The sequence below is a fragment of the Pseudomonas sp. No.117 genome (assembly GCF_054558395.1).
On the sequence record NZ_BAAJNP010000005.1, the window covers coordinates 411,791 to 426,160 of the forward strand.

General features: G+C 61.5%; 12 protein-coding genes and 1 tRNA gene. 8 read left to right on the forward strand and 5 right to left on the reverse strand.

Annotated elements, in window-relative coordinates:
* Positions 1 to 14 precede the first annotated feature (14 nt).
* The 3 genes from mobA to ACYJP6_RS14765 all read left to right on the forward strand — a co-directional run bounded on the left by mobA (position 15) and on the right by ACYJP6_RS14765 (position 1,075).
* Positions 15 to 590: a molybdenum cofactor guanylyltransferase MobA gene (gene mobA / locus ACYJP6_RS14755; protein ID WP_459475751.1), complete on the forward strand. Its 576-nt coding sequence runs from the start codon at positions 15 to 17 to the stop codon at positions 588 to 590.
* Between the two features lie 109 nt (positions 591 to 699).
* A complete protein-coding gene (locus ACYJP6_RS14760; protein ID WP_145005770.1) occupies positions 700 to 921 on the forward strand; it encodes a YgdI/YgdR family lipoprotein in 222 nt (73 codons plus the stop codon).
* Between the two features lie 77 nt (positions 922 to 998).
* Positions 999 to 1,075: transfer RNA gene (locus tag ACYJP6_RS14765), tRNA-Pro, on the forward strand.
* A gap of 307 nt (positions 1,076 to 1,382) precedes the next feature.
* Here ACYJP6_RS14765 and ACYJP6_RS14770 read toward each other — a convergent pair.
* Entirely contained in the window at positions 1,383 to 1,907 is a 525-nt protein-coding gene (locus ACYJP6_RS14770; RefSeq protein WP_459475752.1) for a hypothetical protein, read from the reverse strand.
* Between the two features lie 310 nt (positions 1,908 to 2,217).
* Between ACYJP6_RS14770 and ACYJP6_RS14775 the strand changes: the two genes are divergently transcribed.
* Complete coding sequence (locus tag ACYJP6_RS14775) at positions 2,218 to 4,158, forward strand: ATP-dependent nuclease (RefSeq protein WP_459475754.1); 1,941 nt, start codon at positions 2,218 to 2,220, stop codon at positions 4,156 to 4,158.
* Positions 4,159 to 4,518: 360 nt separating this feature from the next.
* Here the strand turns inward: ACYJP6_RS14775 and ACYJP6_RS14780 are convergent, their stop codons facing one another.
* The 3 genes from ACYJP6_RS14780 to ACYJP6_RS14790 form a co-directional block, all read right to left on the reverse strand.
* Complete coding sequence (locus ACYJP6_RS14780) at positions 4,519 to 5,139, reverse strand: LysE family translocator (protein WP_459475755.1); 621 nt, start codon at positions 5,137 to 5,139, stop codon at positions 4,519 to 4,521.
* A 94-nt stretch (positions 5,140 to 5,233) separates the two neighbouring features.
* Positions 5,234 to 5,722, reverse strand: a complete 489-nt coding sequence (locus ACYJP6_RS14785) for a hypothetical protein (protein WP_459475756.1) — start codon at positions 5,720 to 5,722, stop codon at positions 5,234 to 5,236.
* Between the two features lie 216 nt (positions 5,723 to 5,938).
* Positions 5,939 to 6,304 (reverse strand): response regulator, encoded by a 366-nt coding sequence (locus tag ACYJP6_RS14790; protein ID WP_459475758.1) that lies wholly within the window; start codon positions 6,302 to 6,304, stop codon positions 5,939 to 5,941.
* A gap of 253 nt (positions 6,305 to 6,557) precedes the next feature.
* Here ACYJP6_RS14790 and ACYJP6_RS14795 point away from each other — a divergent pair, with 253 nt between their 5' ends.
* From ACYJP6_RS14795 to ACYJP6_RS14810, 4 genes are all read left to right on the forward strand, one after another.
* Positions 6,558 to 8,171: a hybrid sensor histidine kinase/response regulator gene (locus ACYJP6_RS14795; RefSeq protein ID WP_459475759.1), complete on the forward strand. Its 1,614-nt coding sequence runs from the start codon at positions 6,558 to 6,560 to the stop codon at positions 8,169 to 8,171.
* 247 nt (positions 8,172 to 8,418) lie between these two features.
* Positions 8,419 to 9,912, forward strand: coding sequence for an ATPase domain-containing protein (locus ACYJP6_RS14800; RefSeq protein WP_459475761.1), 1,494 nt, complete (start codon positions 8,419 to 8,421; stop codon positions 9,910 to 9,912).
* Positions 9,909 to 12,011, forward strand: a complete 2,103-nt coding sequence (locus ACYJP6_RS14805) for a hybrid sensor histidine kinase/response regulator (protein WP_459475762.1) — start codon at positions 9,909 to 9,911, stop codon at positions 12,009 to 12,011. The genes ACYJP6_RS14800 and ACYJP6_RS14805 overlap by 4 nt, the downstream gene beginning before the upstream one ends.
* A gap of 198 nt (positions 12,012 to 12,209) precedes the next feature.
* Complete coding sequence (locus ACYJP6_RS14810; RefSeq protein ID WP_459475763.1) at positions 12,210 to 12,695, forward strand: N-acetyltransferase family protein; 486 nt, start codon at positions 12,210 to 12,212, stop codon at positions 12,693 to 12,695.
* Between the two features lie 433 nt (positions 12,696 to 13,128).
* Here ACYJP6_RS14810 and codA read toward each other — a convergent pair whose 3' ends face one another.
* Positions 13,129 to 14,370, reverse strand: coding sequence for a cytosine deaminase (gene codA, locus ACYJP6_RS14815; RefSeq protein ID WP_459475764.1), 1,242 nt, complete (start codon positions 14,368 to 14,370; stop codon positions 13,129 to 13,131).

Here is a 14,370-nt window from a genome sequence, read left to right on the forward strand (position 1 = left end):
AGAGGTCTCCCTGCATGCCGCTACTGCCCGGCTCCATCCTCATCCTCGCCGGCGGTCGCGGCCAGCGCATGGGCGGGCGTGACAAGGGCCTGGTGGAATGGCAAGGCCAGCCACTGGTGGCCCATGTCCAGGCGGCAGTCCGCGCCCTCACCGATGACCTGATCATCTCCTGCAACCGTAACGCCGAGCGCTACGCCCTGTGGGCCGATCAGCTGGTGGCTGATGAGGAACCCGACTATCCGGGCCCCCTGGCCGGCATCCTGGCCGGCCTCGCCGTGGCGCGCCATGACTGGGTACTGCTGTTGCCCTGCGATGCGCCACGGCTGGACGCCGCGCTCATCCAGCAGTTGCTGGCGGCGGCCCAGGCGAGCCAGGGACCGGTCATGGCCCACCAGGGCGGCTACTGGCAGCCCTTGTTCACCGCCCTGCCCCGGCGCCTGCTCCCTGAGCTGCGCCAGGCCTGGGCAACGGGCGAGCGCAGCCCGCGCGGCGCCCTGCTGCCCCTGGGGCTCAGCGCCGTCGAGTTCGCCGACGATGATCCGCGCCTGGCCAACTTCAACGACCCCACGGCGCTGGAAAGACCGCGCTGAAGGGCGCAAGCCGCAGCGCCTGCCACCGTGACCACCCGGTTCCGGGACGAACTCGGCCCCGCACCCGCGGTCCTAAGCCCGCTTGGTTGCCAAGAAAGGAGACCGCCCCATGAACAAGCACCTGCTCCCCGCCTGCCTGCTGGTCGTTGCCAGCGCCCTGCTCGCCGGCTGCTCCACGCCCAGCGTCATCACCCTCAACGATGGCCGCGAGATCCAGGCTACCGACACGCCGAAATACGACGAGGACTCGGGCTTCTATAGCTTCAAGCAGCTCGACGGCAAGCCGACCCGCATCAACAAGGACCAGGTTCGTACCATCAAGGAACTCTGATTCCTGACCCGGCGCGTTTTTTTTACCTAACCCCTTGTGCTTGCATGAGTTTTAGGTAGAATGCGCGCCATCCATCACGGAGCGTAGCGCAGTTTGGTAGCGCGTCTCGTTCGGGACGAGAAGGTCGCTGGTTCGAATCCAGTCGCTCCGACCAATTGGATCCGCAAGGATCACCCCAAGGCCCGCCTAGTGCGGGCCTTGACGTTTCTGGGTGTTTTGTTTTCGCTGAACGTCTGGTGACCCAGGCGCTGTGACCCATCCCAGGGCTCCTTCCCGCCGAGCGCTGAGCAAGTATCCCCTCTTCAGCGCCTCGTCTACTTGGCCGCTGACGAGCGAACACGCAATAGCCAATCTAAGGCCGTGTTCGAGAAGCAAGGCAGACAGCGCAGCGTCTCGCTCTTTCCAGCCAGCAACAGGCCGCCTAAGGGCGGTCTTTTTGCGCCTGACACTCCAGCTACAGGCTAAGCCGCGTGGAACCGCGCCAGCTTCACCGTCTCAGCGTCGAAGGCTGCCGGGTGGCGATTGACGATCCCCCCGAAAGCGCCGCGGGCCGTGCCGAACAGCTCTAGATCGCTACGGCCTGAAGAGTCGCCAGGGTGGCAGACGCGGCGCTGCACCATGCCGACCAAGCCACCGGCCCGTATGCCTTTGATGACGATATGCGGCATCTGCCCTGAACGCTTGAGAGTGGCAACGCCGGCGGCCAGGACAGCCAATATCTCCTCCTCGACAACGGAGAAAGGACCACTGCCAAGCCTGGCCTTCGTAAGCAGGTAGCGTCGGGCAAGGGTGACGCCGTGCCGATCCAACTCGGCCCGTACCCTCTCGTTCATAAAGCCCTGGGAAGTAAGGCTACTCTCAAGCGCGATGAGGTACTCCCAGTCGAGGACGTGGGAAATCTGGGCAACGATACGATCCATGGCAGCAACCCCCGCAAACCGGCCCTTGGTGGCGATGTGATAGCGACCGACCAGGATCGTTCCCAACCGACCGTCCCTTGCCGCCAGGGGCCTCCTTACCCCAGCGCGCGCCGTTATCCCCCCGCCACACCTGCGGGCTAAATGTGTCGGTTTTTCTGCCCCCCTGCACCAGGCCTAAAGCCACACCAGTATTGGCCGAGAACCTGTCATCAGTGGCTGCGATACCCCTGCGAATCCCTGCAGCAAGCCAGACTTTCGCCACGTCCCGCCGCACATTTACTAGATTCACCAGAGGATCTACCCGACACCTAACCTAGCGGCAAAGCAAAGTATCCCCTGCGCCAACTTCCCAAATTCGATCAAGGATGAAATTTAAATGATCACTTCAATTATACTAAGAAATTTTAAAACATACCAGAATATAAATTACATACCATTATCAAATGGAAAACTTTTTAGTGCACTAGTAGGGGAAAATGGCGTTGGAAAAAGCTCTGTCCTAGAAGCATTAGATTGTTTTTTCAACAATAGAGAATGGAGTATAAACCATAGCATATCTAAAGGTTATTCAGGTAGAGAGCCCTACATATGCCCAATATTTCTTATCGAAAAATCCAAACTCGGCAAATTCACAGAAGGCTGGCTTATAGAGTTACTATCCGATACCTGCTGGAATTCTCAAATTCAAGATTTCAATCCCTCAGTCAGGCCACACATAGAATCTTTCTGCCTTCATCGAGAAGCACTTGTGAAAGAAGGGTTTTGCGCAGAAACTCACTTTCTTTTCCCTTTAGGATTAGAGAAAGAAAACAAGCACACCACCCCTAAATTATTTCTTTCTATTTTTGAACAAAACCCAACAGTCCTTAAAGCCACAAAGTACTTAACCTATGAAAAAGCCTCTAAGGAACTTCAAGAAAAAATACTGAACCACTTTAACTACATCTACTTGCCATCTGACATTGACTTTAAAGAATATACGAAAATCGAGAGCATAACTGTCCAAGCACTCTTGGGGCAGAAGATAGACGCAATTGTAAGAGAACTGATAAAGAAGAGCGACGTACAAAAAATAAACAAAAAGCTAAACGAATTTCTCAACGGAATCTCCGAGACCCTTGAGTCGTACGTTTACAAAAAACCCACTACCAAACAGAACCTGGTCACTCAATCGCACTTAACTACAAAAGTTATAGAAGCGTATTTTGAATCAAAGGTACTAAATAAAAAAACTGGTAAAGAGACTGTTCCAGTAAGCGATCTTAGCTCAGGCGAAAAACGACAAGCACTAATAGATCTCGCAAGATCCTTCCTTATCAATTCCACATCTGAGACAACAAAAGAAACAATTCTTGCAATCGATGAACCAGAGCTCTCACTTCACGTCTCTGCTTGCTTCGAACAATTTGAAAAACTGAAAGAAATATCGGAAGCCAAAGTCCAAACAATAATCACAACTCATTGGTATGGGTTCATGCCTATAATTTCACAAGGGACAGCAATCTACTGTACAAAGACAGAAAACGATCCAGTGCTGATTGATCTGAGATGTTTCAGAGAAGAAATAAAAAAACTAAAAGCCGCTTCGAGGGGGCAGCTTCCCGTAGAACTCGAGCTAAAAGGAATCAATGACCTAGTCCAATCAATTGTTGCATCTGTGACCGCAGCGTCCTATTCATGGCTTGTCTGTGAAGGGTCCGCTGACAAAATCTACCTAGATCACTACCTGGGCGACACCAAAATAATAATTGTCCCCGTAGGCGGTGCTACAACGGTTAAGAAGATCTACAACTATGTAACATTAGCGCTAGAAGACTCTAGAGACTGCGTTCTAGGAAAAGCATACTTCATCCTTGACACGGACAAGCAATTTGAATCCTTCGAAGCAAAGGAACCGATAGACCGTATAAAAATCAGGAGACTTCAAAACGATGAGCTTGACCTTGACACCTTGTTACTAAAAACATCTGATACCAATAGCTTCCCCCCGACTGTCATTGAAGACACTCTCAATCCCGAAATCTGGATAAAAACTCTAAAGAGTTTCAATAGCGAAATTCCCTTTTCCGATTACATAAGTAAACTGGAAACAGATTTTTCAATAAAGGACAAGAGTTGGCCAGCGGCGCTTGCCCTAGATTTGAAGCCATCAGATCGAAGGATTATCGAAGAGCTATTTAATGAGCCAACATTTAAAGTTAAATTTGCACTAAAATATATCAGCTTTGACACGGATAAAAGGGCACCTACTTGGACCACAGAAGTCCGAACCCATCTCTTGCCTCGACCGGTGAGAAGAAAAAGACAAAAAGCCTAACGTTCTGTTCTATTTCTGGTGAGAAATAACTCGGGCTGAAACGCCAGCAGCAAAATCAGTTTTTTCAGCTGCTCGGACGTTAAAGCCACAGGCCGCTACGGATGATGTTGTTCGCGCCTGATTTCGAGCTACAGAGGACTGATCCGTCGGAAGAAGCATTCGGATATTCGTGTATTCCCATCTGTATGCCAGCCTCTAGATATTCATAGGAAAGTGAGATCTGGCGAGGCCTTCAGAGCCAAGTATTGACGTAGTCGCTCGACCAATTGGATCCCTAAGGATCACCCCAAGACCCGCCTAGTGCGGGCCTTGTCGTTTCTGGCGTTTGCTTCGCGTCCCGAAAAACAGGCAGCCCTCCCCCTACCGCCGACTCAACGCCAGCTTGGCGGCGAACAGCAGGAAGACCGCCCCTGTCGTCCGATCCAGCCAGCGGATCACCGTAGCCTTGCGCAGTGCCTCGCCCAGGGAGCGGGTGGCGCCGATCAGCGTGAGCGACCAGAGCAGCCCCAGCACCACGTGGATGGCGACCAGGCCGAAGGTCCAGGCGACCAGGGGTTGGCCGTGGGGAATGAATTGCGGCAGGAAGGAGACGTAGAAGATGCCGACCTTGGGATTGAGGACGTTGCCGAGCATGCCCTTCAAGAACCAGTTGGACGAGTTGCCCTGCTCCGCCCCGGCACTGGTGAAGGTGGTGCGGGGACGCAGCAGCAGGTTCAGCCCTAGCCAAGCAAGGTAGGCGGCGCCGCAGTATTTGAGCAGGGTGTAGGCCAGCTCCGAGACGGCCAGCAGGGCCCCCAGGCCGAAGGCGACCGCGGCACCCCAGAGCAGGCAGCCGGCATTGATGCCCAAGGCCGCGCGCCAGGCCTGGGCGCGGCCTTCCACCGCGGCGGTACGCAGTACCAGGGCGGTATCCAGGCCCGGGGTGATGGTCAGCAGCGAGGCGGCCAGGGTGAAGGCCAGCAGATTCTCGGCGATGGGCATAGGGGCTCGTTTCGGCGGTGAGAACGAAACGTTAGCACGGGATGCCGACGGGCCCCACCCGCCAGGCTGCCTTGGAGCAGCCTGGCGTTACTCCTCAGCCCGCGGCGCGGAAGGCCGGCTCGTTCTCGGCGATGTAGCGGGCCGCGGCGCGGCGTGCGTCGATCTGGAAGGCGTGGGAATGACGATCAACGATGCGTTCCAGCGTACCGCGCGGGATGCCGTCGGCTTCGAAGTCGGTCCGGCAGAGCAAGGCGCCGGCGTGGCAGACGTTGCGCTCCACCGCCTCGATCAGGCCGCCGGCGCGCACGCTCTTGACGATGTTGTGGGGCAGGCGGCGGCTACGCCGCAACGCGGCGGTAGCGGTGGTCAGCACCTCGAGGATTTCGTCTTCCAGGGGGCTGAAGGGGCCGTTGCCGAGTTTGCACTTCTGTTGCAGGTAACGCCGGGAGAGCAGATGACCCTGGCGCTCCAGGGCGTCCAAGGCAGCCATGTCCAGGCGACCACGGCTTTCCAGGCTGCGCTCCAGCGCGATGAGGAATTCCCAATCGGAGATCTGGGTGATCTGGGTGATGACTGCGTCCATGAAGCGCTCCTTGCCAGTCGTTTATAGATGGCACATTGATAGCGTCCAGCGACTTTGGTTCCCTAGCAGCGGGCCCTGCCGACGGACGTCATATCATTTTGCCGCTTGCGCCTGATAGCAGCCGACGAATGGCAAGAAAATGCGGTATTGAGGCTTCCTGTGGATCAGTCTGCCAAGACGATTCGCAGGGAGTGGCTACGACAGAGAGCCGAGACTTCAGCGCCGTGGCAGGAGGCTTTCCACCAGTTGCCGAAGATCGGCGACGCCCCAGGGCTTGGGCAGGAAGGCGGCGCGGCGCGGCAGGATGGCGAGGTCCTGGTCGATGTAGCCGGAAATGATGATGAAGGGTACCGTTGGCCAACTCACGGCGGCCAGTTGGGCGAATGCCAGGCCGTCGAGCATGCCGGGCACGTTGACGTCGGCGATGACCAGTTTGGTCTCGCTGCCGCGGCTATCCATGTGCGCCAGGGCGTCGTCGCTGGAGGCCACGGCCACCACGTCCAGGCCCTGTTCGGTGAGCAATTCGGTCAGCAGCTCGCGCTGGCTCAGATCGTCTTCCAGAACCAGAATTTGTCTTTGCATTTCAAGGCTTCCCGACTTCATCGCAGCTCAGACAGCGGATGCTGGAGTGGTTCTCCCCGAAGCTCCCTAACGGTCACTCGGGAAGGGCGAGTGGTACGCTGGCAACTGGCCGCCAAAGTCAGGCGGCGCCTGGCTTTGGCGGCCTTCAGGCACTGTCCTAGATGCTCTCCAGCGCGCCCAGATGAAGTTTTTCCGCCGTCTGGTTGTCTCACGCCCAAGACGCCAATTTTGCCTGCGCAAGGATCCTGCACCCGTGAGCCAGACGCCCCCCTCCCGCAAGGCGCGAGTAGACAACTCGGCGACAGGCGATATTTCCCACCAGGGCAAGAACATCTTCTTCGCCGCGGTGGAAACCACGCGCATGCCGATGCTGGTCACCGATCCCTCGCAACCCGACAACCCGATCATCTTCGCCAACAATGCCTTCGTCGACATGACCGGCTACCAGGTGGATGAATTGCTCGGGCGCAACTGCCGCTTCCTGCAGGGGCCGGAAACCGATCGCTCGGTGGTCAATGACATTCGCGAAGCGGTGGAGCAGGAGCGCGAGATCTCGGTGGAGATCATCAATTATCGCAAGGACGGCTCGACCTTCTGGAATGCGCTGTTCGTCTCGCCGGTGTACAACGATGCCGGCGAGCTGACCTATTTCTTCGCCTCCCAGTTGGACGTCAGTCGCCGCCGCGACGCCGAGGATGCCCTGCGCCAGGCGCAGAAGATGGAGGCGCTGGGCCAGCTCACCGGAGGTATAGCTCACGATTTCAACAATTTGCTGCAGGTGATGATGGGCTATATCGACATCATCCAGCGCACCGCGGAAAAGCCCAGCGTCGACCAGGAGCGCATCGTGCGCAGCGCTACCCACGCCAAGTCGGCGGCTGAGCGCGCCAGCACCCTCACCCAGCAACTGCTGGCCTTCTCGCGCAAGCAGAAGCTCGAAGGCCGGGTGCTCAATCTGAACAACCTGATCCGCACCTCCCACGAGCTGGCCGAGCGGACCCTGGGTGACGTGGAGATCCGCACCCAGCTGGACACCGAGTTGTGGAATTGCCGCATCGATCCGACCCAGGCCGAGGTGGCGCTGCTCAATATCCTGATCAATGCCCGGGATGCCCTGGTGGACCGGCCGCAGCCCAGCGTGGGCATCGAGACGCGCAACGTCGAGGTGCGCGAGCTGGCCAATATGTCCTATGACGGCCTCATGCCCGGGCGCTACGTCAGCCTGGCGATCACCGACAATGGCCAGGGCATGCCCGCCAGCATCCGCGACCGGGTGATGGACCCCTTCTTCACCACCAAGGAGGAAGGCAAGGGCTCGGGGCTGGGGCTGTCGATGGTCTATGGCTTCGCCAAGCAGTCCGGTGGCACGGTGCGCATCTACTCGGAAGAGGACGTCGGTACCACCATCCGGCTGTATTTCCCGGTGGACGACAGCCATATCACCCACCAGCAGGTGGAACAGCGCTCGGAGCGCCGCAGCGGCACGGAACGCATCCTGGTGGTGGAGGATCGCCCGGACGTCGCCGAATTGGCCAGGCTGGTGCTGGAGGACTATGGCTACACCGCGCAGATCGCCTTCAACGCCAGCGAAGCCTTGCGTGTCCTGCGGGAAACCGAGCAGCCCTTCGATCTGGTGTTCACCGATCTGATCATGCCGGGTGGCATGAACGGCGTGATGCTGGCGCGAGAGGTAAGGCGTCTGCATCCGCAGACCAAGATCCTGCTCACCACCGGCTATGCCGAGAATTCCCTGGAGCGTACCGACATCGGCGGCTCGGAGTTCGAGGTGATCTCCAAGCCCTATATCCCCAACGATCTGGCACGCAAGGTACGCCGGGTGCTCGATGGCCCGAACGGCATCGCCTGAGCGAGGCGGAGGGCGAAGGCCGTTCGCACAGCCGCGGTGGGTGCGCCAGGCTGGCTTGGCGCGACCCGGCGTATTAGACTGACGATTAATGCGGCGCGGGTCCTTACCTTTACCCCTCCTGCCGCCGTCCTCCGGCCAAGCTCCAGCGGGTCTACACGGCATCGTCGCCGGTGGCGACCCTTCACCCAGGGTCTCGCCACCAGGTGTTTCCTGCCCCTTTCGTTTCCGCCGCGAGGTCCGGTCATCCATGAATTCCCCCAGCCAGGCAATTATCGCGACCGGCAATGCCGGTCTGGACGGGGTCCTGCGCGGTGGCCTGCCGAAAGATCGCCTCTACCTGCTGGAAGGCACCCCAGGCTCGGGCAAGACCACCCTGGGCCTGCAGTTCCTCTTCGAAGGGGTCCGCCAGGGCGAGTCGGTGCTCTACATCACCCTCTCGGAAACCAGCGAAGAATTGCAGAGCGTGGCCGAGTCCCACGGCTGGAGCCTGGAGGGCGTGCACCTGTTCGAGTTGTCGGCTGCCGACGCGGTACTCGGGGGCGCGCAGGAGCAGACCATCCTGCATCCCTGGGAGTCGGAACTGGGCGATACCATCGAGCTGATCCAGGCCCGGGTGGATGAAATCAAGCCCAGCCGCCTGGTATTCGACAGCCTGTCCGAGATGCGCCTGCTGGCCCAGGACCCGCTGCGCTATCGGCGCCAGGTGCTGGCACTCAAGCATTTCTTCGCCGGGCGTGGCCTCACCGTGCTGCTGGTGGATGACCTGACCACCAATGGCGGCGAGCGCGACAATCACCTGCACAGCCTCTGCCATGGCGTCCTGACCCTGGAACGCCTGACCCTGGATTTCGGCGCCGCGCGCCGGCGCCTGCAGGTGCAGAAGCTGCGCGGCGTGGACTTCATCGCCGGCTATCACGACTTCACCATCCAGCGCGGCGGCCTGGAAGTCTATCCGCGCATGATCGCGGCGGGACGCCACCAGGACTTCGCCGGCGAACCCGTAGCCAGCGATATCCCCGACCTGGACGCCCTGCTGCATGGCGGGCCGCTGCGTGGCACCAGCACCCTGATCACCGGCCCTGCCGGTACCGGCAAGACCACCCTCGCCCTGCAGTACGTGGTGGCCGCCTGCGCCCGGGGCGAGCGCTGCGCCGTCTATGAATTCGACGAGCGCATCGGCACCCTGTTGAAGCGCGCGGAAAGCATGGGGATGCCGCTACTGCGCTATATCGATGACGGCCTGCTGGTGGTCCACCAGATCGATCCCGCCGAGCTCTCTCCCGGCGAATTCGCCTGGCGCGTGCGGCGGGACGTCGAGGAGCACGACTGCCGCCTGCTGGTACTGGACAGTCTCAACGGCTACCTGGCCGCCATGCCACAGGAACAGCAACTGATCCTGCAGATGCACGAGCTGCTCTCCTACCTGAGCCAGTCCGGGGTGGTGACCTTTCTGCTCAACCCCCAGCATGGCCTGGTCGGTTCGATGACCACCAGCCTCGACATCTCCTATATCTCCGACACCGTGGTGCTGATCCGCTTCTTCGAAGCCCACGGACGCCTGCGCAAGGCGATTTCCATCCTCAAGCACCGCGGTGGCGGTCACGAGGATGCGATCCGGGAACTGCGCATCGATACCCGAGGTATCCGGGTGGGCCAACCCCTGGTGGAATTCCGCGGCGTCCTCACCGGTACGCCAGAATATTTCGGTGCCACCCAACCCCTGATGGAACAGCGCGATTGACCGAGACAGCGTCGCCGTCCTGCGAGCTCATCATCTGCGCACCGCTGCGGGGCGACGCAGCCAGCCTGCAGCGGCTATTCACCCAGGGCTACCACACCCGCTACCTGAGCAGCCTCGACGAGGTGGCGGCCGCCCTGGGCGAGGAGACTGGGATCATCGTGTTCACCGAGGAAGCCCTGCGGCAGAACATGGGTGCCCTGAGCGGGGCGCTGGAGCGACAGCCGACCTGGTCGGATATCCCCCTGGTGCTGCTGGCCTCCGACGCCAAGCGCTCGGGCCGGGGCAACGATTTGCTGCGCCGGCAGTTGCCCGCGGCGGCGACCAACGTGGTCATCCTGGAGCGCCCCCTGAGCGGCGCTTCCCTGCTCAGCAGCGTCGCCGCCGCCTGGCGTTCGCGGCTGCGCCAGTTCGAGATGCGCGATCGCCTCAGCGAACTCGCCCAGGAACGCGAGCGCATGCAGACCCTGCTGGAGAACCTGCCGGTCGGGGTGTGCTTCATGGACCGGGAAGGCCGCATCCTGGTCAGCAACCCCTTCTACGAGCAGCATGTACCCGGGCAGCACATTCCCTCCCGGCAACCCCGGGAAGCGGCGCGCTGGGCAGCACTCGACAGTGCCGGCCAGCTGCTGCCGCCCGATCAGTTCCCGGGCGCACGGGCCTTGCGGGGTGAGCGGGTCAGGGGCCAGGACTTCTATCACACCACGCCAGACGGCGCGGAATCCTGGCTGCGCGTGAGCGCGGTGCCCCTGCATGACGACGCCCAGCAGATCATCGGGGCGACCACGGTGATCGCCGACATCAGCGACGAGAAGCGGGCGGAACTGGCCTTGCGCCGCTTCAACGAAGAGCTCGAGTCCCAGGTGCAGGAGCGCACCCGGACCCTGGCGCTCACCCTCAGCGAGTTGCAACGGGAAACTGCCGAGCGCAGCCGCGCCGAGGAGCAGTTGCGCCAGTCACTGAAGATGGAAGCGGTCGGGCAGCTCACCGGGGGTATCGCCCACGACTTCAACAACATGCTGACCGGGGTGCTGGGCGCCCTGGACCTGATGAGGATCAAGGGCAAGGGCCAGCTGGAGGGCCTCGAGCGCTACATGGAAGCGGCCCAGCATTCGGCGCACCGGGCGGCCGCCCTCACCCAGCGCCTGCTGGCCTTCTCGCGTCGGCAGTCGCTGGAATCGCGGCCGATGTCCGCCAACGAACTGATCCTGGCGCTGCATGACCTGCTGCAACGCACCGTCAGCGAGCAGATCTCGGTGACGCTGGAATTGGGCGCCGACCTGCCCTGGATCCTGGCCGATGCCAACCAGCTGGAGAACGCCCTCCTCAACCTGGTGATCAATGCCCGCGATGCCATGCCGGACGGCGGGCTCATCACCCTCGCGACCACCCTGGTGACCTGCAGCGAACAGGGGCCCGAGGACGATGCCCTGGCCCCGGGCGACTATGTCTGTATCGAGGTCCGGGATACCGGGACCGGCATCCCGGAGCGGTTGCTGGACAAGGTGCTCGAACCCTTCTTCACCACCAAGCCCCAGGGCCAGGGCACCGGCCTGGGCCTGTCGATGGTCTATGGCTTCGCCCGGCAGAGCAACGGCCGCCTGACCATCGCCAGCGATGCGACGGGGACACGGATCTGCGTCTACCTGCCGACGGCGGAGCAGCGACGCGAATCGCCGCGAAACGCGCCTAGCGAATTCACCCCGGGCGCCGGGGAGACCATCCTGCTGGTGGAGGACGACGATGCCGTGCGCCTGGTCAACCAGGAGGCGCTGGAAGCTCTGGGCTATCGGGTGTGGAGTGCGGCCGAAGGCAAGGCCGCGCTGCGTCTGGTAGAGCAGTTGCCGCAGCTGGACCTGCTGGTGACCGATGTCGGCCTGCCGGGCCTGAATGGTCGCCAGCTGGCGGAGGTGATCCAGCAGCTCAGGCCACGCTTGCCGGTGCTCTTCCTCACCGGCTATGCCGAAGGCGCCCTGAGCAGGACGGCTTTCCTGGGTGGTAACATGGAGCTCATGACCAAGCCCTTCACCCTGGACCAGCTGGCCGCGCAGGTGGCCGCCATGCTGTCCGGGTCAGCCCGGCGGGTGACGGCGCCCTCCTAGTGTGGTGTTTCAGAAGTTCGCGCAAGAATTGGCGAGTGATTTTTGTTCTTGGACCAGGCGCCAGGACGAGTCATAGCAGGGCTATGGCGAGGAGTGGCAACGCCGCCCAGGAACAAAAAGCGCCGCCAAAATTGCGTAGATAACTTTTGAAACACCACACTAGGGTCGCCCGCGCGCCATCGACTCAGCAAGGACCTTATGACTGCCCAGATCCGCCCCGCCCGTCGCGCAGACGCGGCCCGTATCCATGCCCTCATCGTCGAACTGGCCGACTACGAGAAGGCCGTTCACGAAGTGCTGGCCAGTCCGGAGCAGATCGAGGCGACGCTGTTCGCCGCCGCTACGCCGACCCGCGCCCTGGTCGCCGAGCACGACGGCCAGGTGGTGGGCTACGCCGTGTATTTCTACAGCTATTCCACCTGGCTGGGCCGCAACGGCATCTACCTGGAAGACCTCTATGTGAGCCCCAGCGCCCGCGGCACTGGCCTGGGCAAGGGCCTGCTGCGCGAACTGGCACGCGAAGCGGTGGCCAACGACTGCGGCCGCCTGGAATGGAGCGTGCTGGACTGGAACACCCCCGCCATCGACTTCTACGAAAGCCTGGGCGCAAAGGCTCAGGATGAGTGGGTGCGCTATCGCCTGGATGGCGCAGCGCTACGGGATTTCGCGGAAAGCGGCCGGTAGGCGCTGGTAGGTTGGGTTGAGCGTTAGCGAAGCCCAACGCGGCGGGTATCGACGTGGGCAATGTTGGGCTTCGACGATAGAGCCATCTCAGCCCAACCTACGCTGATCGCGGCATTGGCCGCTCCTCAGGTGCCGCGACCTTGTCAGCCGTAGCGTGGAAAACAGCGCAGCCTTTTCCACTGGGACTTCGGCATGGGGCGTACCCTCACCCCAACCCTCTCCCAGAGGGAGAGGGAGCTATCCGAGCGAGCGGCGTAGCGTGGAAAACGGCGCAGCCTTTTCCACTGGGACTTCGGCATGGGGCGTGCCCTCACCCCAACCCTCTCCTAGGGGGAGAGGGGGTTAAACGAGCAGGCCTTCAGCTCCCCCAGCTCCGGCAAGATCGCCGGAATCAGGGTGCGTCCCCTTCGGAGGGGCGGTTGTACCCAACCCCTTACAGATCCGCCAACTCCACCTGCGCCGGCCGGCGCTGCATCAGCACCTTGCCGTTACGGATGGAGTACAGCGGCAGGCCCTGGCTGCGGACCATCTCGTAGTCGCTGTCGGCCGACAGCACCAGCAGGTTGGCCGGGCGGCCCTCCTCCAGGCCATAGCGGTCGCCCAGGGACAGCGCCTTGGCGCTGTTGACGGTGACCAGGTCCAGCGCCGACTGCAGGTTGCGATAGCCGAGCATGTGGCAGATGTGCAGGCCCGCCTCCAGCACCCGCAGAATGTTGCCGTTGCCCAGCGGATACCAGGGATCGACGATGGAATCCTGGGCGAAGCAGACGTTGAGGCCGGCCTCCAGCAGCTCGTTGACCCGGGTCACGCCGCGGCGCTTGGGAAAGGTGTCGAAGCGGCCCTGCAGGTGGATGCTCTCGGTCGGGCAGGAGATGAAGTTGATGCCGGCGTGCGTCAGCAGGCGGAACAGCTTGGCGCAGTAGGCGTTGTCGTAGGAGCCCATGGCGGTGGTGTGGCTGGCGGTGACCCGCGAGCCCATGCCGCGGCTGCGCGCCTCTTCGGCGAGTACCTCCAGGAAACGCGAATGGGGATCGTCGGTCTCGTCGCAATGGACGTCCACCAGGCAGCCGGTGCGCTCGGCCAGGTCCATGAGGAATTTCACCGAACTCACGCCCTGGTCGCGGGTGTATTCGAAGTGCGGGATGCCGCCGACCACGTCGGCGCCCAGGCGGATGGACTCCTCCATCAGCTCGCGCCCGTTCTTGAAGGACTCGATGCCCTCCTGGGGAAAGGCGACGATCTGCAGATCGATCAGGTGGCCGGTCTCCTCGCGTACCTCCAGCATGGCCTTGAGTGCGGCGAGGGACGGATCGGTGACATCCACGTGGGTGCGCACGTGCTGGATGCCATGGGCGGCCAGGGCACGGATGGTGCGCTTGGCGCGGGTCTTGGTGTCTTCCTGGGTGATGGTGGCCTTGCGCTCGCCCCAGCATTCGATGCCTTCGAACAGGGTGCCGCTCATGTTCCAGCGCGGCTCGCCGGCGGTGAGGGTGGCGTCGAGGTGGATGTGCGGCTCGACGAAGGGCGGCACCACCAGGTTGCCGGCGGCGTCGATGTCGTCGGGGCCTACCGTGGGCGGCATCAGCTGTTCGGCGATGGCGGCGATGCGCCCGCCGTCTATGCGGATATCGTACAGGCCTTCGCGGTCACGCAGGCGGGCGTTGAGGATGCGCAT